The organism is Arthrobacter sp. Soil782 (genome assembly GCF_001428435.1).
Taxonomy (GTDB): Bacteria; Actinomycetota; Actinomycetes; order Actinomycetales; family Micrococcaceae; genus Arthrobacter_D; species Arthrobacter_D parietis.
In genome coordinates this window covers 352,128-371,899 of sequence record NZ_LMSO01000009.1, presented here as the reverse complement: position 1 = coordinate 371,899, position 19,772 = coordinate 352,128, and the positions used below count along the sequence as shown (strand labels likewise).

The 19,772-nt window shown below is 64.6% G+C and carries 16 protein-coding genes and 1 pseudogene; 8 read left to right on the top strand and 9 right to left on the bottom strand.

Features of this window, described 5'->3' with window-relative positions:
• Positions 1–74: 74 nt before the first annotated feature.
• Genes ASH00_RS12340 through ASH00_RS12330 form a run of 3 tightly spaced genes read right to left on the bottom strand, consistent with a single transcriptional unit; the run spans position 75 to position 2,798 of the window.
• Positions 75–1,502: a class II fumarate hydratase gene (locus tag ASH00_RS12340; RefSeq protein ID WP_082566142.1), complete on the bottom strand. Its 1,428-nt coding sequence runs from the start codon at positions 1,500–1,502 to the stop codon at positions 75–77.
• Between the two features lie 36 nt (positions 1,503–1,538).
• Entirely contained in the window at positions 1,539–2,153 is a 615-nt protein-coding gene (locus tag ASH00_RS12335; RefSeq protein WP_056548856.1) for a carbonic anhydrase, read from the bottom strand.
• Between the two features lie 57 nt (positions 2,154–2,210).
• The gene (locus tag ASH00_RS12330) at positions 2,211–2,798 is read right to left on the bottom strand and encodes a DUF4245 domain-containing protein (protein ID WP_056548855.1); all 588 of its coding nucleotides are present in this window, start codon (positions 2,796–2,798) and stop codon (positions 2,211–2,213) included.
• A 103-nt stretch (positions 2,799–2,901) separates the two neighbouring features.
• Between ASH00_RS12330 and glpX the strand changes: the two genes are divergently transcribed.
• From glpX to ASH00_RS12315, 3 genes are all read left to right on the top strand, one after another.
• A complete protein-coding gene (glpX, locus tag ASH00_RS12325) occupies positions 2,902–3,939 on the top strand; it encodes a class II fructose-bisphosphatase (RefSeq protein WP_056548853.1) in 1,038 nt (345 codons plus the stop codon).
• A gap of 299 nt (positions 3,940–4,238) precedes the next feature.
• Complete coding sequence (locus tag ASH00_RS12320; protein ID WP_056548851.1) at positions 4,239–5,195, top strand: hypothetical protein; 957 nt, start codon at positions 4,239–4,241, stop codon at positions 5,193–5,195.
• Between the two features lie 136 nt (positions 5,196–5,331).
• Positions 5,332–6,444 carry a lipid II:glycine glycyltransferase FemX gene (locus ASH00_RS12315; protein WP_082566141.1) on the top strand — a complete coding sequence of 371 codons (1,113 nt, stop codon included), beginning with the start codon at positions 5,332–5,334 and terminating at the stop codon, positions 6,442–6,444.
• On the opposite strand, the gene manA is transcribed toward ASH00_RS12315, so the two are convergent.
• From manA to ASH00_RS12295, 4 genes are read right to left on the bottom strand one after another with little or no spacing between them, the layout of a single operon-like run.
• Complete coding sequence (manA, locus tag ASH00_RS12310; protein ID WP_082566100.1) at positions 6,389–7,747, bottom strand: mannose-6-phosphate isomerase, class I; 1,359 nt, start codon at positions 7,745–7,747, stop codon at positions 6,389–6,391. The two genes, ASH00_RS12315 and manA, sit on opposite strands and share 56 nt — an antisense overlap.
• A 15-nt stretch (positions 7,748–7,762) precedes the next feature.
• On the bottom strand, positions 7,763–9,373 hold the full coding sequence (locus ASH00_RS12305; RefSeq protein WP_056548849.1) for an LCP family protein: 1,611 nt from the start codon (positions 9,371–9,373) through the stop codon (positions 7,763–7,765).
• Positions 9,370–9,882, bottom strand: a complete 513-nt coding sequence (gene purE / locus ASH00_RS12300; RefSeq protein WP_056549275.1) for a 5-(carboxyamino)imidazole ribonucleotide mutase — start codon at positions 9,880–9,882, stop codon at positions 9,370–9,372. The genes ASH00_RS12305 and purE overlap by 4 nt, the downstream gene beginning before the upstream one ends.
• A gap of 35 nt (positions 9,883–9,917) precedes the next feature.
• Positions 9,918–11,090 (bottom strand): 5-(carboxyamino)imidazole ribonucleotide synthase, encoded by a 1,173-nt coding sequence (locus ASH00_RS12295; protein ID WP_082566099.1) that lies wholly within the window; start codon positions 11,088–11,090, stop codon positions 9,918–9,920.
• 276 nt (positions 11,091–11,366) lie between these two features.
• Here ASH00_RS12295 and ASH00_RS12290 point away from each other — a divergent pair.
• Positions 11,367–11,918, top strand: a pseudogene (locus tag ASH00_RS12290) (GtrA family protein); the annotation flags it as partial.
• Positions 11,919–12,048: 130 nt separating this feature from the next.
• On the opposite strand, the gene ASH00_RS12285 reads toward ASH00_RS12290, so the two are convergent.
• Entirely contained in the window at positions 12,049–12,807 is a 759-nt protein-coding gene (locus tag ASH00_RS12285; RefSeq protein WP_056548847.1) for a TIGR03089 family protein, read from the bottom strand.
• Positions 12,808–13,073: 266 nt separating this feature from the next.
• Between ASH00_RS12285 and ASH00_RS17170 the strand changes: the two genes are divergently transcribed.
• From ASH00_RS17170 to ASH00_RS12270, 3 genes are read left to right on the top strand one after another with little or no spacing between them, the layout of a single operon-like run.
• Entirely contained in the window at positions 13,074–13,622 is a 549-nt protein-coding gene (locus ASH00_RS17170; protein ID WP_056548845.1) for a WhiB family transcriptional regulator, read from the top strand.
• Entirely contained in the window at positions 13,619–17,155 is a 3,537-nt protein-coding gene (locus ASH00_RS12275) for a glycosyltransferase family 2 protein (RefSeq protein WP_327019699.1), read from the top strand. Before ASH00_RS17170 ends, ASH00_RS12275 begins: the two co-directional genes overlap by 4 nt.
• Before the next feature lie 2 nt (positions 17,156–17,157).
• Positions 17,158–18,798, top strand: coding sequence for a DUF5719 family protein (locus ASH00_RS12270; RefSeq protein WP_056548843.1), 1,641 nt, complete (start codon positions 17,158–17,160; stop codon positions 18,796–18,798).
• 37 nt (positions 18,799–18,835) lie between these two features.
• Here the strand turns inward: ASH00_RS12270 and ASH00_RS12265 are convergent, their stop codons facing one another.
• Positions 18,836–19,324, bottom strand: coding sequence for a metallopeptidase family protein (locus ASH00_RS12265; RefSeq protein WP_082566094.1), 489 nt, complete (start codon positions 19,322–19,324; stop codon positions 18,836–18,838).
• A gap of 67 nt (positions 19,325–19,391) precedes the next feature.
• On the opposite strand from ASH00_RS12265, the gene ASH00_RS16470 reads away from it, so the two are divergent.
• A complete protein-coding gene (locus ASH00_RS16470) occupies positions 19,392–19,772 on the top strand; it encodes a DUF3499 domain-containing protein (RefSeq protein ID WP_082566093.1) in 381 nt (126 codons plus the stop codon).

The window sequence follows — 19,772 nt, the reverse complement described above, 5'->3', positions numbered from 1 at the left end:
CGAGGGTCCCTCATGGATTTCCATCCATGAGGGACCCTCGCTTTTTTATGCTGGTTACTTTGGTGTGCGCGTGCTTACTGCGGCGGGCGCGTCATGGACAGCACGTCGAGTGCCTCGTCCAGCTGCGCTTCCGTCAGCTCACCGCGATCCACATACCCGAGCGCGACGACGGCCTCCCGGACTGTGAGCCCCTCGGCCACGGCCTTCTTGGCAATTTTCGCCGCGTTCTCATAGCCGATGTACTTGTTCAGCGGCGTCACGATCGACGGCGATGCTTCCGCGAGGAAGCGTGCACGTTCTTCATTGGCGGTGAGTCCGTCGATCATCTTGTCTGCCATCACCCGGCTGGTGTTGGCGAGCAGGCGGGTGGACTCGAGCAGGTTGGCGGCCATCACGGGAATACCGACGTTGAGCTCGAATGCACCGTTGGTCGAGGACAGCGCAATGGTGGTGTCATTGCCGATCACCTGGGCTGCGACCATGATGGCTGCCTCGCAGATCACCGGGTTGACCTTGCCCGGCATGATGGAGGAGCCCGGCTGCAGGTCGGGGATGGCGATCTCGCCGAGCCCGGTGTTCGGTCCTGAGCCCATCCAGCGCAGATCATTGTTGATCTTCATGAACGAGTAAGCGATGTTCCGCAGTTGACCGGACGCCTCCACGAGCCCGTCCCGGTTGGCCTGCGCCTCGAAGTGGTTGCGGGCTTCGGTGAGCGGCAAGCCGGTGTCCTGGGCGAGCAGTTCGATCACACGGGCAGAGAAACCGGCCGGGGTATTGATGCCGGTTCCGACGGCAGTGCCTCCCAGTGGCACCTCGGCAACCCGGGGGAGCGAAGCGTTGATGCGTTCGACGCCGTAGCGGACCTGCGCGGCGTAGCCGCCGAATTCCTGTCCGAGCGTGACCGGGGTGGCGTCCATGAGGTGTGTGCGGCCCGACTTCACGACGCCCTTGAACTCCTCCGCCTTCCGCTCAAGCGACTCCGCCAGGTACTCAAGCGCCGGGATCAGGTCATTGATCAGTGCCGAGGTTGCGGCGACGTGGACGGAGGTCGGGAAGACGTCGTTGGAGGACTGTGACGCGTTCACGTGGTCATTGGGGTGCACCACCTTGTCGCTTCCGCCGTCCTTCAATGCGCGGGTTGCGAGTTCGGCCAGTACCTCGTTGGTGTTCATGTTCGACGAGGTGCCGGATCCGGTCTGGAACACATCGATGGGGAAGTCGCCGTCGTACTTTCCTGACGCAACCTGGTCCGCTGCGGCTTCGATGGCGCGTGCGAGCTCGTCATCGAGCACACCCAGCTCGGCATTGGCAGTTGCTGCCGCTTTCTTGATCCGTGCCAGGGCTTCGATGTGCGTCCGCTCCAGCGTCTTGCCGGAGATCGGGAAGTTCTCTACGGCACGCTGCGTCTGCGCGCGGTAGAGGGCGTTGGCAGGAACCCGAACCTCGCCCATGGTGTCGTGTTCAATGCGGTAATCGACGTTGTCCTGGGAATCAATTGTCATGCGCCAATTCTCGCCTGTGGCGCTGAGCCCCACAAATCAGAGGGCGCCCAGTTCCGAAACGAGGTCGGCCTTGCCTTCATCCAGATGATAGGTGACGCCGACGACGGCGGTGGACCCCTTTTCGACGGCGCTCGCGATGACGCGCGACGAGTCAACCAGGCGCTGTGCGGTTTGCCGGATATGTTCTTCCACGGCGTCGTTGATCTCGTGATCTCCGTTGCGCCGTGAGGTGAGCACCGAGGGAGTGATGCGTTCAACGAGGTCGCGGAGGAAGCCTACGGGCATGGTGCCGGAGTCAATGGCGTTCGCCGTTGCGGTGACAGCGCCGCAGGAGTCATGTCCAAGGACAACAATCAGCGGCACATTGAGGACGCCCACACCGTATTCAAGCGAGCCGAGGACGGCGTCGTCGATCACCTGTCCTGCCGTCCGGACCACAAAAATATCTCCGAGTCCGACGTCGAAAATGATCTCGGCAGCCAGGCGGGAATCCGAGCAGCCGAAGATGACGGCAAAGGGATCCTGGGTGTTCACCAGCGACGTGCGGCGGGACGCATCCTGGTTGGGGTGGGACGACGACGAGGAAATGAACCGTGCATTTCCATCACGCAGTTTCTGCCAGGCTTCAGCGGGAGTCAGTTGCTTGGTCACGGCTTTACTCTACTGCTATTGCGCTTCGGAACCTGGTTGGTGACTTTACGTTGAGGGCTAGCTCAGGTCCTCAAGCACTGCGCTGCCGAGAACGTCGAACTGCGCCAGATCCGCGGTCCCGTTCAGGATGAGCGTGAAGCCGTCCTGTTCGGTAGTGAGGAAGACATCGCCGGAGGTGCTGTCCAGCAGTTCCCACGTGACGCCGTCGATCACGCGTTGTCCCGAAGGCTGCGCGTCCTCAAGGCGCTGGGAGAACCAGGTGGGGTTGGAGTTGTTGGTCTGTGTGACCTGGATGAACTCGCGGTCGGGGGTGAGATAGCCCACTTCCCAGAAAGCGACGCCGTCGGATGCGGATCCCGTCCAACGTGCGTAGTTGGAGGTCCAACCGTCCGGGAGAACAGCGGCGGCCGGCTCGTAACCGGCGGCGTCTTCCGCCTGGGAGGCTACGGTAGCGACGTCGATGTCCCGCGTGTAGGTCTCGGCCGTGTGCGTTGGGTTGAGCAGGACCACGAAGAGCACCAGTGCAAGGGTGACGGCGGTGGCGATGAACATGCCGATGGATGACGCGTTGGCGCGCTTTGCCTGCTTGGCCGTGAGTACCGGGGTTGCCGGTGCCTCCTGCTGGTTTTCCTGGGTATTGCTCACTCCTCCATTGTCCCTCACGCCGCATCCGTCACGAAAATGGCCGCAGCGCAGAGCCGCACTATGATTGCCGAAGAGGAACCGCTAATTCAACGATGAGGTAAACGTGTCCGACACCGCAAAGAACGCGCAGTATTCCACCCTTTCCCCGGCTCTCGCAGTGGGGGATGACGAGCCGGACCGCAACCTCGCCCTGGAGTTGGTGCGTGTTACCGAAGCCGCAGCCATTGCCGGCGGACACTGGGTCGGTTTCGGCGACAAGAACAAGGCTGACGGCGCTGCCGTTGACGCCATGCGCTCGCTCCTCTCGACCGTCCACTTCAACGGCGTTGTGGTCATCGGTGAGGGCGAAAAGGACGAAGCGCCGATGCTCTACAACGGTGAGCGGGTCGGCGACGGCAGTGGCCCCGAGTGCGATGTCGCGGTGGACCCGATCGACGGCACCCGCCTGACGGCGCTGGGCATCAACAATGCGCTCGCCGTTCTGGCTGTAGCTGAGCGCGGCACCATGTTTGATCCGTCAGCCGTCTTCTACATGGAGAAGCTGGTCACCGGTCCCGAAGCTGCGGACATGGTTGACCTTCGCCTACCCGTGAAGCAGAACCTGCACCTGATTGCCAAGGCCAAGGGCAAAAAGGTCAACCAGATCAACGTCATGATCCTTGACCGCGACCGTCACCGTCCGCTGGTACAGGAGATCCGCGACGCCGGTGCCCGCACCCGGTTCCTGATGGACGGCGACGTCGCTGGAGCAATCGCGGCTGCCCGTGAAGGCACTGACATCGACGCGCTCATGGGCATTGGCGGCACACCGGAGGGCATCGTTGCTGCGTGTGCCATCAAGTCCCTTGGCGGTGTGATCCAGGGCCGGTTGTGGCCCACCAGCGATGAAGAGAAGCAGAAAGCGCTCGACGCCGGCCACGACCTTGAGCGCGTTCTCTCCACCAATGACCTGGTCACCAGCGACAACTGCTACTTCGCAGCGACCGGCATCACCGACGGCGACCTGGTGCGCGGCGTCCGCTACTCCGGCGGCAAGGTGCTTACCCAGTCGATCGTGATGCGCTCGAAGTCGGGCACCATCCGTGTGGTTGACGGCGAGCACCAGGCCCACAAGTGGGAGAGCTACGCCCGCCTGAGCTAAGTTCCGGTTAGCCGGTTGGCACTTTCCTCCCGGGGGTGCCGGGCGTTGCCGCACAGTCTTCGCGTCCCGCTCGCGATAGCGATTCGGCCAGGCGATAGCGGTTAACCCGTATCGCCTGGCCGGTCTGCTATCCGACGGCAAGAACGCTATCGCCGTCCGCTCGCGGTGGTCACGTACAAAGCTTGACGGCGTTGGACCGGCCTATGCTCGTCGCGTGGCCTTTTCTGTGGCTGCCAGTTATCCACATGTGCCGCCTCTGCCGTGGCGCGGCTCATGCCCCACCCGGCAGGGTAAGGGGTGTGAACCTTCCAGCAATCCAGAGTGCAGCAGACCGTCCCCTTGATGAGGACTGGCCGCGCCGGCTGGCCAGGGGTGCTCGGCGCGGAAGCCTGGTCCGCATCCGCCAGGGCTGCTACGTCGATGCCGTTCAGTGGAAGGCCTTGGACGCCAACCAGCAATACCGGCTGACTCTTCAGGCGGTGCTTCGAACGTCAAACACCGCGCCGCTCTTCGCCGAGGAATCGGCCGCGTTCCTGTGGGGCTTGCCGCTACCCGAAACGCCGACCATGGTGGACACCCTTGTCCCGCAGGGCTCCGGCAGGCGGACCGGCAACGGTGTTCGCCGCATCGTCCGGCCTGCGGTTGGTCCCTGCATACAGATTGGCGGCTTCACTGTGACGGGAAAGATCCAGACGGCGGTCGAGCTGGCCTTGCGTTATGACCTTCCCTGGGGCGTCGCAGTGATGGACAGGGCGTTGAATGCGGTGCGGCTTCCGGTCGAGCGCCGTGCCAACCGCGTCGGCAAGCCCGAAGTCGCAACCTATATAGAGGCCTTGCCCACTGCTCGTGCCCGACGAAAAGCCACGCAGGTGCTCGATTTCGCCGACGGCCTCGCGATGCTGCCCGGTGAGTCTCTGAGCAGGGTTCACATGGCGGCCCGCGGTTTCGAGGCGCCTGAACTGCAATACGAGGTTCACGATTCCGATGGCCATGCCGCAACTGTGGACTTCTATTGGAAGGCTGCCGGTATCGTCGGGGAGTTCGACGGCCTTACCAAGTACCTCAAACCCGAGTACCTCCAGGGCCGAACCGCGTCTCAGGTGGTCATCGACGAGAAGATCCGGGAAGACCGCATCCGCAGCACAGGCCGTCACGTAGTGCGCTGGCTCTGGAAGACTGCGGTCTCCCCAGCGGCGTTGGAGAGGTGCCTGCGGGCGGCCGGCGTGCCGCAGAACGCGACGCCGCTCGACTTCTGATAGCAGACTTGCCATACGAGAGGGGTTAACCGCTATCCGGTGGCTCAAGTGCTATCCCGAGACGAGAAAGCTATCGCGGGTGGAGATCGTCGGCTCGCTGCGCTCGCATTGGGACCCTGCCGATAGGCTTGGCATCATGAACCTCGTCATTGCTCCGTGTTGGAACGCGCCCGAATGGGACGCAGCGGTCAACCGCCTGAATGGTCACCCGCAGCAGCTTTGGGGGTGGGGGCAGACGAAGGCCGACCACGGCTGGCGGACCGATCGGCTCCTGCTGAACAGGGACGGTGAGACCATCGCGTGTGCCCAGGTGCTGATCCGACGGCTGCCCCTGCCGTTCCGCGCCCTCGTCTACATTCCGCGAGGGCCGGTGTGCCAGGCCGGGGACGCACAGGAAGTCCTCGAAGCGCTCGGTAACTACGCCAGGGACGCTTACGCCGGGACCGTACTCAGCATCGAGCCTGACTGGGATGCGGAATCGGGCTTTGCCGAAGCAGTTCGGGCTGCAGGCTTCCGTGCCACCGAGAACACCATCCTCATCCCGCGTACGCTCATCCTCGACCTGTTGCGCACCGAGGACGAACTGCTGGCCGAGATGTCGAAAAAGCACCGCCAGTACATCCGCAAGTCCGCTCGGGAAGAACTGGAATTTCGCGAGGTCACCCGGGAGGAGATCGCCGACTGCCTCAAGGTCTACAGGGAAACGGCGGAGCGTGCCGGTTTTGGCATCCACGAGGACCGCTACTACCTCGACATCCACAAAAACCTCGGGTCGGCTTCTCCCGTGTATGCAGCCTTCCAGGGGAGCACCATGGTGGCGTTCCTCTGGCTCTCCGTCAGCGAACACACGGCCTTTGAACTGTATGGCGGCATGACGGAGGAGGGCGAGCGGCTCCGCGCCAACTACGCCCTCAAATGGCTCGCTATCCGGGAGATGAAGGAGCGCGGCGTTGAGCGCTACGACTTCAATGGCCTCCTGAATGACGGCGTGTCGAAGTTCAAGATGGGCTGGGCCAAGCACGAGAACCTGCTGCTGGGCACCTGGGACAAGCCGCTGTCGCCGCTTTACCCGGCATACGCGACGGCAATGCCGCTGGCGCGCAGGGGAATCTCCGCATCACGCGGCGCCGTGGGCGCACTGAGGGACAAAGCCCTGCCCGCACTGAAGACGAAAGTCCTGCCGGCCCTCAGGGCTAAGGCTGAGTCTCTTCGCGGCCGCCGCGGACAGGCCCCAACCCGCCAGGGTTAGAATCTCCGGCGGCACCCACGGTGACGGCGAAGGCGACGGCGGTGCTGTCGCCGTCGTCGTCTGTAGTATCCGTGTTGTCCGACGCGAGGCGTGCCATCACCGGCGACTCGTTGGCAGGGATGAAGGCGCTCTGTCCGCGGTGCAGGATGAGGTCGCCCTTGGGGGAGTCGAGCACAACCGTTCCGGACACCACCAGCACCACCGTGGGTCCGTTCTGAGCGATCGGGATGTCGGCTGATGCGGCGTCATCCCCGAAGGAAACGGGAAGTTCAAGGCGCTGTAGCTGAAACTCGTCAAACGGTGGGCAGTACAGCTCCTGTCCCAGCGGGGTGGATTCCGGGTCAAGCAGTGGCAGCGCGAGCGGCGCAAACTCGACGGTCTTCAGCAGCTCGCCGGTATCAACGTGTTTGGTGGTCAATCCGCCGCGCAGGACGTTGTCCGAGGACGCCATCACTTCAATACCGAGGCCTTCCAGGTACGCGTGCACGTTTCCCGCCGGTAGGTAGAGCGCCTGACCGGGCTGCAGGGTAACCCTGTTGAGGAGGAGTGCAACCAACACGCCCGGATCGCTCTCGTGGTGTCCGTTGAGCTGCAGGACGGTTGCGGCCGCTGCAGCCACAAGCGGGTCCGCGGAGTCCGGAAGTCCCTTGTCCAACGCCTCGACCACTCGCTCAACGGCCGTCCGTGTCTCCGCACCGCCGGTCAGGAGCCGTGTGAAGGCTTCGAGCAGTGCTGCCGATTCATCCGGGATGCCGAGGTCGGCGACGACGGAGCCCAGAATGGCAGGCGCCGAGCCCTGCTGCTGCTCGAGCAGGTCCACGAGACCCGTGAAGATCCGCGCAGCTTCGGACGGCGCACGGAATCCGCACAGCGCATCGAAGTCGGTGAGCGCGAAGATCAGTTCGGGCTTGGAGAACGCGTCGCGGTAGTTCCGGTGCGGCGCGTCCTGCGGAACCGCGGCGGCGTTCTCCCGGGTGAACCCCTCCTGCGCCTGCTCCGGACTGGGGTGAACCTGCAGCGAGAGCGGCGCCGCCGCGGCGAGCACCTTCATCAGGAACGGCAGCCGGTCACCGAACGCCTTACGCGTCGGAGCGCCGAGGGTGCGGTCAGGGTCGGAATCGATCAGCGCGTCCAGCGAGGTACCAGTGTCCCCATGTCCCAGCACTGTGGAGGGCGAGTCAGGGTGGGCGCCGATCCACAGCTCGGCCTCAGGGCCGCCGGATGGTGTGCGACCGAGTAGTTCCGCAATGGCCGTGGTGGATCCCCAGGTGTAGGGACGCAACGGGTTGTCCAGCTGGTACATCGGGATATCCGTTCCTTAGGCGGGGGTGCATTCCCCGTTATCGGCCAAGAGAGATTCGAGCGTGGTCCAATCCTGATTCACCGCGAGCTGATGAAGGTAGTCGACGGTGATCTCGCCGGTGACGTTCTGAGCCGGCAGCTGCCCCGGCAGAGTCGTGGACGCATGCACCGGCAGAGCCTCAACCAGCCCAGCGCGATCCACCGTGAGTTCCCCGAGCGCTGCGGCGGAAGCCTCTCCGGACGCAGCCTCCAGCGTCTCCTGCACCCGCTCATGAACCAGCGGGATATCCGGGTAGGTCGAGAACAGGTCGCCCGCGTCACCGAAGTCCGGCGCGCCGATGGTGAGGCGGCCGACGTCGTGATTCTTCGCCTTGATCGCCAGGTCTATGAAGCTGCCCAGCTGGTCACGCGGGAGGTCGGTCTCGACAATTTGCGTACCGGCGGCGGCGATGTCCTGGAAACGGGTCAGCACGGTTGCGGGATCAAGCTGGGCGATCATCGCCGCCTGGACACACTGTTGGCGCTGGATTCGCGCGTAGTCGGTGGCGTACTCGCGGGAGCGGGCATACCACAATGCTTCATAACCGTTGAGGGTCTGGATGCCTGGCTCGATCCAGGCCGACGGCGGGTAGTACCGCTTGGGGCTGGTGCCCGGGATCTCTTCGGATGTGATGGGAACCCAGCCGCCGGCGTTGATCGTGATACCGCCCATCGCGTCGATGAGCTGCTCAAACCCTGCCATATCGACGAGGATGTAGGCCTGGACCTCGATGCCGAGAATTCCGCTTGCCGCGTCCATCATGGCTTCGGCGCCGGGGTCCTGGGACTCCGGATACAGGTCGGCGTAGTTCTGGGCAACCACCGGGTAGAGACTGTTGATAATGCACTCGTTACCGCAGTTGTAGCCGTCCGGCCAGACTTCCCAGAGCGGAGAGTCCTCGGAGAACGGCGCGTTTTGGAAGTCGCGGGGGATGCTGAAGGTGACGGTGGCTCCGGTGTCAGCATCGACGCTCACCACGGAAATGCTGTCCGGGCGGCGTCCCAGCCTGTCCTCACCGGCATCGCCGCCCATGAGGAGGAAGTTGTAGCGTCCGTCCACCGGGTCAAAGGCGGGGCCGGCCTGGAAAATATTTCCAAACGTGTTGCGGCCGACGTTGAGCAGGTACGCGCCGTAGCCGAGCCCGCCGCTGGTCACGATCATCAGCACGGCGAGCGTTGCCGCAACGGCCGGGCGCATCCCTCGGTCCAGCAGCGGCGGGCGGATGATCCGCAGGGTGTTGATGAACAGCACTGCCCAGCCGACTGCCAGCGCCACGAGCACCGCAATCAGCAGCAGGGAGAACACCTCGTTGGCGAGCAGGCTCACCACCAGCTGCCGGTTAACCAGCGCAAGAACGACGGCGGCAATCACCAGGAGCCACACGGTGAAAGTGACGCGGAGCGCCCGTCGGCCGAGCCTGCGGTCTCCGGCAACCACCTGGGCGGCGCCCGGGATCAGCAGCGTGAGCGCCAGGAGCAGGAACGCGCGCCTGGTGCGGATGCCGGACGGAGCCGACTCCGGGTAGCGCACTGGATCGGTGAGCATGGTCCGTTCGGAAGGCCGGCCGGCGTGAACCGCCCGGCTCATGCGCCGCCTTCGCTGCCGGCAGTACGCATCCCCGTGCGTTCGCGCAGTTTCGCGCCCTTGTCGAGGGCGGTCTGCCGCAGCTCCTGCGCGAACTTCGTGAGCTTGCCGGAGAGCTCCTGAGCATGCTGCCCCTCACCGGAGGCCAGGATACGGACGGCGAGGAGCCCTGCGTTGCGCGCGCCGCCGACGGAGACGGTAGCCACCGGAATGCCTGCAGGCATCTGGACGATGGAGAGAAGGGAATCCATTCCATCGAGGTGTTTGAGGGGCACCGGAACGCCGATGACGGGCAGCGAGGTGAGCGATGCCAGCATTCCGGGCAGGTGGGCGGCGCCGCCGGCACCGGCGATGATGACCCGCAGTCCGCGGCCTGCGGCCTCCCGCCCGTACGCGACCATGTCTTCTGGCATGCGGTGTGCGGAAACGACGTCAGCCTCATAGGGGATGCCGAATTCCTCAAGCGCCAGAGCGGCAGCCTCCATGACCGGCCAGTCCGAGTCGGAGCCCATAACCAGGCCCACGAGGGCGCCGGCGGGGGAGTTGTTCACGATGTTTCCTTCCGGGGATCGCGGCCGTCCCGCAGGATTGCCGCGGCACGCTCGGCGCGCTCCCTGACCTGTGCCGTTGTGTCACCGGGTAGGGCAATGGCGTTGACATGGCCGATCTTCCGGCCCGGCCGTACGCTTTTGCCGTAGGTGTGGATCTTGGCGGCGGGCTCTGCCTGCAACGCCATCGGATAGGCACTATACAGCTCTGCGTTGTCTCCGCCGAGGATGTTCTTCATCACCACAACGCCCGAGGCAAGGGATGTGTCCCCGAGGGGAAGGTTGAGAACGGCGCGCAGATGCTGTTCAAACTGGCCGGTCACCGCTCCGTCCATGGTCCAATGACCCGAGTTGTGGGGCCGCATGGCGAGTTCATTGATGAGGAATCCGGTGCTGCTGCCGGGAACTTCGAACATCTCCACGGCCATGACACCGGTGACACCGAGCTCCTCGGCGATGCGGAGGGCGGCTTCCGCGGCGGCGCGGGCCAGCCCTGCCGGTAGGTCCTGTGCGGGAGCAATGACTTCATCGCAGACGCCGTTGACCTGGATTGAATGGACCACCGGCCACGCGCGGGCCTCGCCACGGGGCGAGCGGGCAACCAGGGCTGACAGCTCACGAGTGAAGGGCACCTTTTCTTCGGCGAGCAGTTCGGAACCGGTGAACCAGTCGGCTGCCTGTGCGGCGTCGTCGTAAGAATTTATGATCCGGACGCCCTTGCCGTCGTAGCCGCCGCGCGGGGTCTTCAACACCACAGGCCAGCCTGTTTCGTCACCGAATTTCCGCAGTTCCTCTACCGAAGAGACCGCACTCCAGCGGGGATTGGGCAGCCCCAGCCGGTCCACGGCCGCCCGCATGACCAGCTTGTCCTGGGCATGGCGCAGCGCGTCGGGGTGGGGTTGGACATTGACTCCGGAATCCACCAGGGCGCGGAGGTGCCGTTCCGGCACGTGCTCATGGTCGAAGGTGAGAACGTCCACGCCCTTGGCGAAGGCGGTCAGATCCTCCAGGTCCGTGTAGTTTCCCACTGCTGAATGTGCCACGGCGGCCACCGCTGAAACGTCGGGACCCTCCGCCAGCACTCGAAGTTCAAAGCCAAGTTCGACGGCGGGAGGAGCCATCATGCGCGCCAGCTGGCCGCCGCCCACGACGCCGATTACGGGAAAAGTCACCCCTTCAGGGTACCTATTGCCGGCGGGGTCCCTTGGATGTGACCAGTTCGCAACCGCCGCTTCCTAGGAAAGTCCCAATCCTGAACGGTAAAATGGACGCTCAGTTGTTGTGCTGATCATCAGTTGCTGATTTTCAGTTTGTCCGCCAGGCAGGCGTAGGGTTCTCCGGAACGTCGTACGCGGACAGCTTCGGTGCTGCGCCTGCGGCGCCTCAGCTGAATGACTTCGCTTCGGCGCGGTCCTGCTACGGCGAAATGTCCTAGAGACCGGAGGGTCATGATCACCACAGTTGTCGACCGGACCCGGGCCCTCGCGTCTCTCTTCTGGCGTGAGCTGGCCAAGTTCGGTGCCGTGGGCGGTGTGGCGTTTGTCATAGACAAGGGACTGTTCTGGATCCTGATCCACGGTCCGATGGAGGACAGCGAGGTCAAGGCCCAAGTGGTGTCCGCAGCTATTGCCACGGTGTTCGCCTGGATTGCCAACCGATACTGGACCTTCCGCCACCGCCGCCAGGCCAACGTCCTGCGCGAACTGATGATGTTCCTGCTGATCAATGCGATTGGCCTGGGCATCGCGGCCGGCTTTGTGTGGCTCGCCAAGTACCCGCTCGACATCTCCGACCGCACGGGGCTGTTTGTCGCAGGAATTGTGGGTACGGTGCTGGCAACGGCCGTTCGTTTTGTTGCCTACCGCTTCTGGGTCTTCAACGAGGAACTCGATGCGGAGCCTGCGTTCGCTCATGACCATGAGCTGATCCACCCCCGCTCCCGTGCAACTGCCGGTGCAGGTGCCGGCGCCGGATCATCCGTGCCGGTAGCCACCGGTCCGGTTCCGGCCGACGCCGCATCAGCCCACCCGTCGCCCCAGCCGATGGCGCACCCTCCGGCGCACCAGTCACACCAGTCACCCCAGTCGGTGGCATACCCTCCGGCGAACCAGTCAGTGGTGCATCCGTCAGCTAAACAGCCAACCGAGCAGTAACGCGTTCACCCTCCATCAGGCGGTCGGTCACCTCGACCTCCGGGTGCACCAGCACCACGGTTCCACCGGCCGCCCAGATACGGACGGCAGCCGGCAGGACGGTCAGCAGGGGCAGGGAGGCCGGGACCAGCCAGATGCCTTCTGCGGGCTGGTCCGCTCCGTCCAGCAGGTCGTTGAACGTGAAACTCTTTCCGCCGGCCCGGATCAGTTCGGCGCTGCTGTCAGCGGGATCCTCGAGATACACATCGCCGAACGCGCGGACGGTCGCTGCGTAGTCCACGGCACCGCTGGGAAGCGTTCCGGGCCAGCGCATGTCCAGTGCGCCCGGCGCCACCAGCACGAGCAGCTCATCCTCGCGGCCCCCTCCCCGCCCAACGGGCGCTTCCGGCGCGGCATCCATGGTGAGCCGAACATCTACCGGGGCACCGTCGCCGGGCGCTGTCCCTTCGTTGCGCACCGTCTCGTCGCGGAGCACTGTCACCGCACCGACCTGCCAGCTTGCCAGCGCCCACACAAGGCTCTTCCAGTGCGGCGGCATTCCAACCGCGACGACGGTGCCCGCGACCGCGTCGAGCTCCTCCACCAGCATGTTGGATGTCTTCGCAACCCAGTTTTCGAGCACCCTGCCGGAGAGTTCCACCCGTTCGGAGCCGGGCCCGTACCAAATGAGCCGGGGTGCTCCGGACGCGGACCGGAGGGACTCACATAATTCTGCAACGGACTTCAGTGGTGCCACTGGGTGCCTGCCTTTCATTGGGTAAGCGTGCTGACCTGCGGGTTCAGTTGCACAATTGTGAGGTGCGCTTCGCGTGGCGTGCCCGCCATTTGGGAAATTCACTCTATAAGATTCCCTTCGCCGCTTGACTCGATGCTACTTACACGCGTGTAATTAGGTCATCGGATTTGCTTCGGCAGACGGGATTTCGGGGTTTCTCAGCGGCTTGCTGGAGGCACATCTCCCACACTAGTTTCTGTCCGAAGCTGCTACACCGGGAGGCTGGTATGGGGCAAGCAGAGCACATTCAGGACCGCACGTCCATCGCGGCCCAGGCGTCTGCGCGCTACGGATCGCGCGGCGTTCCGCAGGACTGGTACGTCGATCCGGCAGATCCGGACGCTGCTGAGCGGTACAGGCAACAGACTTCGTCGCTTGAAAATGAGGCAACCGCCTTCCTGGCGGCCCATGAGGCATTGACCGAGGGTGACGGCGTCGAGAATTTCCTCGATGCCGAGCCCGCAGCGGCACCACGCCGTCAGGCTGTCCCGGAGCGGGTTGACCAGGCGGTATGGATTGGCCTTCCGGGCATCGGCTCCGACTTCAATGATGAAGGCGAGCTGGGCTGGCAGGCTGACGCACTGTGCGCTCAAACGGACCCGGAGGCGTTCTTCCCTGAAAAGGGCGGTTCCACACGGGATGCCAAGAAGGTCTGCGGCTCCTGCAACGTCAAGTCGCAGTGCCTGGAGTATGCGCTGGAAAATGATGAGCGGTTTGGTATCTGGGGCGGACTGTCCGAGCGTGAGCGCCGCCGTTTACGAAAGCGAGCGGTCTGATTCATCCGCAACAAAGGGTCACAGCTGTTGTCGTAGCCCACAACGGCGCCGAGTACCTTCCGGACACACTCAAGGCACTCGGTCAGCAGACCCGACCCCCGGACTTTCACGTAGGAGTCGACGCCGGTTCATCTGATGAATCGGCGTCTCTTCTGCAACTGCAGCTTCCGGTGGGTTCGCCCGTAGTAGGCGCCTCCGGGCGCGGCGGCTTCGGTGCTGCCGTCCGTACAGGGCTTGCCGAGATTCCTTCCAGCCGCCGGTCGGAACCTGACAGTTCCGATCCCGTTAGCGGGGTTCACGACTGGATCTGGCTTCTGCATGATGATTCAGCTCCCGAACCGACGGCGCTTGAGCAGCTCCTTCGAGCAGTCGAGCTGGCGCCCTCCGTGACCGTTGCCGGTGCCAAGCAGGTTGAGTGGGAGCATCGGCGCAAGCTGGTGGATGTTGGGCTGTCCATCAGCCGGTGGGCTGAGCGGCTCACCCTGATCGACGTCGACGAACTGGACCAGGGCCAGTATGACGTCCGCAGTGACATGTTTGCCGTCAACTCGGCAGGCATGCTGATCCGCCGTGATGTGTGGGACAAGCTGGGTGGTTTTGACCCAGCCCTTCCCGGTACCGGAGACGACGTCGACTTCTGCTGGCGCAACCGCCTGGCCGGTCACCGTGTAGTGGTGGCTCCGGGTGCGGTTTTGCGTCATGCCGGCTCACGGGACAACCATGCGGCAACCCTCGGCGCTGCGCGGCGTGCCGAAGTGTATCTGCGCCTCAAGCACGCAACGCTGTGGAAGGTGCCCTTCCTGGCGGCCGGTGCCGTGTTGGGCGGGTTCGCCCGCCTGATTCTCGGTTTGCTGGCAAAGGACCCGGGGTACGGCGTGGGCCAGCTCAGCGCCAGCATTGCTGCCGTGCTGAAGCCCTTCGATTTGTACCGGTCCCGTCGATCAGCCGCCCGGACCAGGCGGCTGCCGCGGTCAGTGGTGCGTGCGTTGCGGACCGATCGCAGGGAGGTGTGGTCACACCGGAAGTCAGTGGTGGAGGCGTTTTCAGCACGCGGACTCGAAGACGAGTCCTACGCCCAGAGCACTGCTGTGGACGTACCCTCGGGCGATGCGAACGACGACTTCGCAGCACTGGAAGGCCCCTCCCGGATCTGGGCGGGTTGGGGTGCCATTGCCGCGGCGATAGTGCTGCTCGGTGTTTCACTGGTCGCGCTGCACCGTTTCATCGGTGCCTCAGCGCTGGCGGGCGGTTCCCTCCTGCCGCTGTCAACAGATCTTGCCGAGATCTGGGCCAATGGATCGCGCTGGTGGATTGATCTCGGTGCAGGATTCGCCGGGCACGGAGATCCATTCAGCTATGTGTTGTGGCTGCTATCGGTACTGGGATTCGGCAACGGCAACGTGGCCGTCGTCGTGCTGATGCTGTGTGCTGCGCCGTTGGCTGGATTGAGTGCCTGGTTTGGATCGGGTGCTTTTGTGCGCAGCCGTTCGCTTCGGCTGTGGGCTGCGTTCTTCTGGGGATCGCTGCCGGTCCTTGAGGTTGCAACCGGTAGCGGAAGGCTCGGCGCACTCCTGGTGCACCTCCTGTTGCCGCTGGTTGCGCTGGCGCTCATCCGCGCAGTGGGGCAGGCTCCCGGTAGGCCCGGATCACAGACCAACGACGCCGTTGACTCCTCCAGGCGCCAGCGTTCACTACAGCTGATGCTCAAGCCGGGCATCAACGGTGTTCCAAGCTGGACGGCGGCTGCTGCGGCGGGCCTGATGCTTGCCGTGGTGACTGCGTCTGCTCCGTCGCTGCTGCTGTTTTTTGTGCTCGCTGTTGTGCTGATCACCCTGGTTGCGCGACGCCGTGCCAAGACACTCTGGTGGGCGCTGCTGCCGCCGCTGGCCCTGTTCATTCCGTTTGCGGCGTCCACACTCGACCGTCCCTGGGCGGTCTTTGGGGACCCCGGCCTTCCGATGCCGTTCAACGCTGCGCCCCTGTGGCAGCAACTGTTGGGCTATCCGGTAGCTTTTCCCTCATTCGGCGGGCTTGCTGCGTTTCCGGACCTGTTCGAGGGACCGTGGCCGCTTGTTGTTTCGCTGATCGTTGGGCTGCCGGTGCTGCTGCTTGCCGCAACGGCGCTTTTCCTGCCCGGCAAGGCCAAGGCCGCTGCGCGCGTGCTGTGGCTGCTGGCGTTGCTGGCACTGCTCGGCAGCGTAGTGAGTTCTCTGGTGGTGACCGGCGTCGGCTCATCATCCCTGATCACACCGTTCACCGGACCGTGGGTCTCGATTGTCTCGCTGGCGCTTCTGGCAGCTGCGCTGCTGGGCGGCGAATGGCTGCAGCAGCGTCTGCGTGCCGGTAGGTCCGGGCGTTCCGGCAGGCCGGTTCGAGGTGCCCGGGCCTGGTTGACCGCCGCTGCCCTGGTGCTGGCGCTGGGCCCGGCAACTAGCCTGACCGTCTGGCTGGTTCCGCAGCTGCGTACCCCGGATCCTGCGGTGGAAGCGACCAGTTTCGGAACCGAGCAGGCAGTGGTGCCGAGTGCACCCCGTACACTTCCGGCGACCGCCGCTGACCGCGGTACCAGCGGGCAGCGCAGCACCACGCTGGTGATGAATGTCGACGGCGACAGTAATGTCAGCGCCGCGCTCATGCGGGGCGGCGGCACCACGCTCGATGCTCTCTCCCAGATCTACTCTGCCCGTCAGCTTCACGGTTCACTGCTGAACGCCAAACTGCGTGAGGACGACGACGCCGCAGCCGACGTGCGGCGTACCGTGGCCACCCTGGTGGCCGGCACCGGTGTGGACCCGCGCGAGGAACTGGAGCGGCTTGGGGTGGGTTTTGTTGTGCTGCAGCAGTCGGGTTCAGCGGCTGAAGTCCTCGCTAGCCAGATCGATTCTGTTCCCGGACTTGTGTCGGTGGGCAACACGGAGGCCGGCTGGTTGTGGCGGGTAGAGATGTCCGCTTCCGGTAATTCGGCAGCCGAGGCACAGGTGGGCAGACTTCGCATTGTTGATGAATCGGGCTCAACCCTGAGCGTGCTCGACTCCGGCGCCACGACCGCTTCGGGCACAATTCCGGCAGGCCCTGAGGGCAGAATGCTGGTCCTGAATGAGCGGTCCGAGCCCGGCTGGGAAGCGACCCTCAACGGTGAACGGCTGGAACCGGCGTCTACCGGGTGGAATCAGGCGTTTGCATTGCCTGCTGCCGGAGGCGATCTTGAAGTGCACTACGTCACGGCATGGGAACCGTGGGCCGGCATTGCGCAAGCAATTGTGTTCAGCTTGACTGTTCTGCTGGCCGTTCCGATTCCTGCGCGCCCCCGCTTTGTCCACGTGCCGCAGGGCCGTAACCGTACGGCAGCGGTTCCGGTGTCGTCGAGCGGGCGGCGGGCGGCGGAACCTGATGCGCCCGTGACTTCTGCGGCTGTGCCTGTGACTGCTGACTCGTCCGGCGCGACTGGCGCGTCCGGCGCGGCTGACTTGTCCGACCCGATCGACCCGCCTGAACGCGAATCTGCCCTGAGCAGCGGAAGGGCCGGCAGCTGACAATGAGCGCAACCAAGAAGGTTAGCGAGACGGCCGTGCCTGCCAAACGAAACGGCACTTGGGTGCGCGGTGCAGCGGGGGTTGCTGCCGGCGTCGTACTGGTTTCTGCAACGGGCGTGCTGGCCGGGGCGAGCATTGTGCAGAACATTGAGGGCGCGGCAGTAACGTTCCCGGTGCCGACGGCGGCGGTGCCGGCGGGGGAGTATTCGGCCGTATGCCCGGAATCGTTGCGGCTGCTTGAGGGCACTGTGGACGGCGGCGATCCGGAGTTCAGTCCGGTGTCTGAGACCGCCCGTAACCGAGTCAGCGCCATGACTTTGAGCGATTTGGGCGGAACTGTTCCGGGCTCGTCGATCACTCCGTTGGGCGGTGGCGATCCGCTGGCGGTTCTTGCCGATCAGGTGCCCGAGTCCGAGCAGGAGGACCCGCAGGTCAGCAATGAGGACGGCCTGACCAATCGCGTAGCGGGGGTTGTCTCCGGGCAGGCAGTCGAGGGTGCGGCCGTGTTGCGTGCCCAGGCTCTGGGGGAGCAGCGTGCTACTGCCGGGGCCGGGTTTACCTATACCGCGACGGATGGAGATCTTTCGGGCCTGGCGGTAGCGCACTGTCAGGTTCCGTCGAACGATTTCTGGCTGGTCGGCGCAGTGACCACGGTGGGTGCAACGGCGGTGCTGAACCTGCACAATCCGTCGCAGTCGCCTGCAACCGTCAACCTGGACCTGTACGGGTCCGAGGGCGTGGTTGACGCTCCGGGCGGCCGGGGGATTCTCATTGCTCCCGGTGAGTCGGAGTCGATAGTGGTTGCCGGCCTTGCGGCGAATGAGGAGAACGTGGCCATTCGCGTACGCAGCGATGGCGGGCGGATCAGCGGATTCATCCAGCAGAGCATGTTGCGCGGACTGACTCCCGGCGGGGTGGAACTGATCCAGGCCTCGGCGCCGAGCGCTTCATCGCAGTTTGTTCCGGGCATCCAGATTCAGGCGCCGGATGTGATGGATCCGATCATCGCGCAGGAGGGCTACGCCGGTGCCGGGCCGTCGCTGCAGGTTGCGGTGCCGGGTGGAACGGATGCTGTGTTGGATGTCCGTGTGTTCGGACCAAACGGTGAGGTGGAGTTGCCCGGCGGCGGCGTTGTTACGGCGGCGGCCGGTTCGGTCACCTCGATCCCGCTGGAGTCGCTGCCCGAGGGGAACTATTCGGCTGTCATCAGTTCCGACGTACTGATTTCCGCATCGGCCAGGGTTGTCCGCGGTACTGAACCGGAAGAACCGATCGACCTGGCGCAGGTCCCGTCCGCCGTGCGCCTCGGAAGCCAGCACGTGTCGACGTTACCTACCGGAGCGGACGCAGCCTATGTCTTCAGTGCGCCCACCGGCCGGGCGGAGGTTCGCCTTCTTCCGGTCACGGCGGAGGGTGTCCTCGGCGAAGAGCAAGTGTTCGACGTCGCAGGCGGCACCACCCTGACGGTGCCTGCTGCTGATCTCGGCAAGGAGACGGTTGCTGTGCTGATCGGCGTCTCCGGTGACCCTGCCTATGGTGCGCAGGTGACAACGCTCGACGGCGATACTCCCGGAATTTCCGTAGCTCCCATTCCTGCGGGCAGTGCAGGCCAGCAGAGCGTTTCGGTGAATATCGGATTCTAGCCGGATTCTTTCGCCGCTGGGTTGTGCAGCTCGCCTTTCAGGCCCGGGAGCGGCCGTAGGCGGGGTCTACCGCTTCGGGTGCCATGCCCAACAGTTCGGCCATCTGCTCGACCACCACGTCATGCACCAGTTCGTTGGCGGGGACGTAGCCCTTCGCGGTCATTTCGATGGGGTGGCGGAACACCGTAATGGTGGCAGGCTGCCTGTCAGCGGCGGGAGTGGAGGTGCCCAGTAGCCCGCGGACGGTTTCAGGGGCCATCTGCTCCAGGCCGTCAGGGATTTCGAGGACGAGGATCTGGACGTCCTGGATCCTGCCGCCCCACAACCGTTCCAGACGCTGTGCGGATTCCAGGACCCAGTCCTCGAACCGTTCGGAGCGGGTGCGGGACCCGGGCAGGTGTGACGGGATGAGCTCACCGCGCAGGCCTCTGCCGTGGCGATCACGCCGCCGGCGGGCGTACCGGGACTGTTCGCCGACAGGCCCTTCCGGTACTGCCGGACGAATGGAAAAGGAGCTATCCCGCATGCTGAAACTCTAGTCCGAACCCGTTCCTGCTGCATCACTGGCACGGGACACGGTAGGCTGATCAGTCGTGGGATCGATCCGGCAATGTTCGCGTTCAGCGTGCCAGCGTGCTGCTGTGGCAACGCTTACCTACGTGTATGCCGATTCCACTGCTGTGCTAGGTCCGCTAGCCACCTACGCGGAGCCGCACTCCTATGATTTGTGCGCACCCCATGCCGAGAACCTCACGGTTCCGCGTGGGTGGGAAGTACTTCGGCTTGCACTCCCATCCGGACCGCCGGAACCCAGCCCGGATGACCTGTTGGCTTTGGTGAATGCTGTTCGTGAAGCTGCGGTTGACCGCAGCGTTCCTGAACCGGCTGCTCCCGGATCGAAGTCTCCGCTGACGCCGCCGCCCGGCGAGCCAGGTGCACGTCGCGGCCATCTGAGAGTCTTACGCGACCGCTGA

What these genes read in the sequence shown, in the direction of transcription:
- manA (WP_082566100.1), bottom strand. Translation starts at nt 7,747, where the DNA reads ATGTACCAGCTGGACAACCCGTTGCGTCCCTACACCTGGGGATCCACC.
- ASH00_RS12340 (WP_082566142.1), bottom strand. Translation starts at nt 1,502, where the DNA reads ATGACAATTGATTCCCAGGACAACGTCGATTACCGCATTGAACACGAC.
- ASH00_RS12265 (WP_082566094.1), bottom strand. Translation starts at nt 19,324, where the DNA reads ATGCGGGATAGCTCCTTTTCCATTCGTCCGGCAGTACCGGAAGGGCCT.
- purE (WP_056549275.1), bottom strand. Translation starts at nt 9,882, where the DNA reads ATGGGCTCCGACTCGGACTGGCCGGTCATGGAGGCTGCCGCTCTGGCG.
- ASH00_RS12270 (WP_056548843.1), top strand. Translation starts at nt 17,158, where the DNA reads ATGAGCGCAACCAAGAAGGTTAGCGAGACGGCCGTGCCTGCCAAACGA.
- ASH00_RS12315 (WP_082566141.1), top strand. Translation starts at nt 5,332, where the DNA reads ATGAACCTCGTCATTGCTCCGTGTTGGAACGCGCCCGAATGGGACGCA.
- ASH00_RS12305 (WP_056548849.1), bottom strand. Translation starts at nt 9,373, where the DNA reads ATGAGCCGGGCGGTTCACGCCGGCCGGCCTTCCGAACGGACCATGCTC.
- ASH00_RS17170 (WP_056548845.1), top strand. Translation starts at nt 13,074, where the DNA reads ATGGGGCAAGCAGAGCACATTCAGGACCGCACGTCCATCGCGGCCCAG.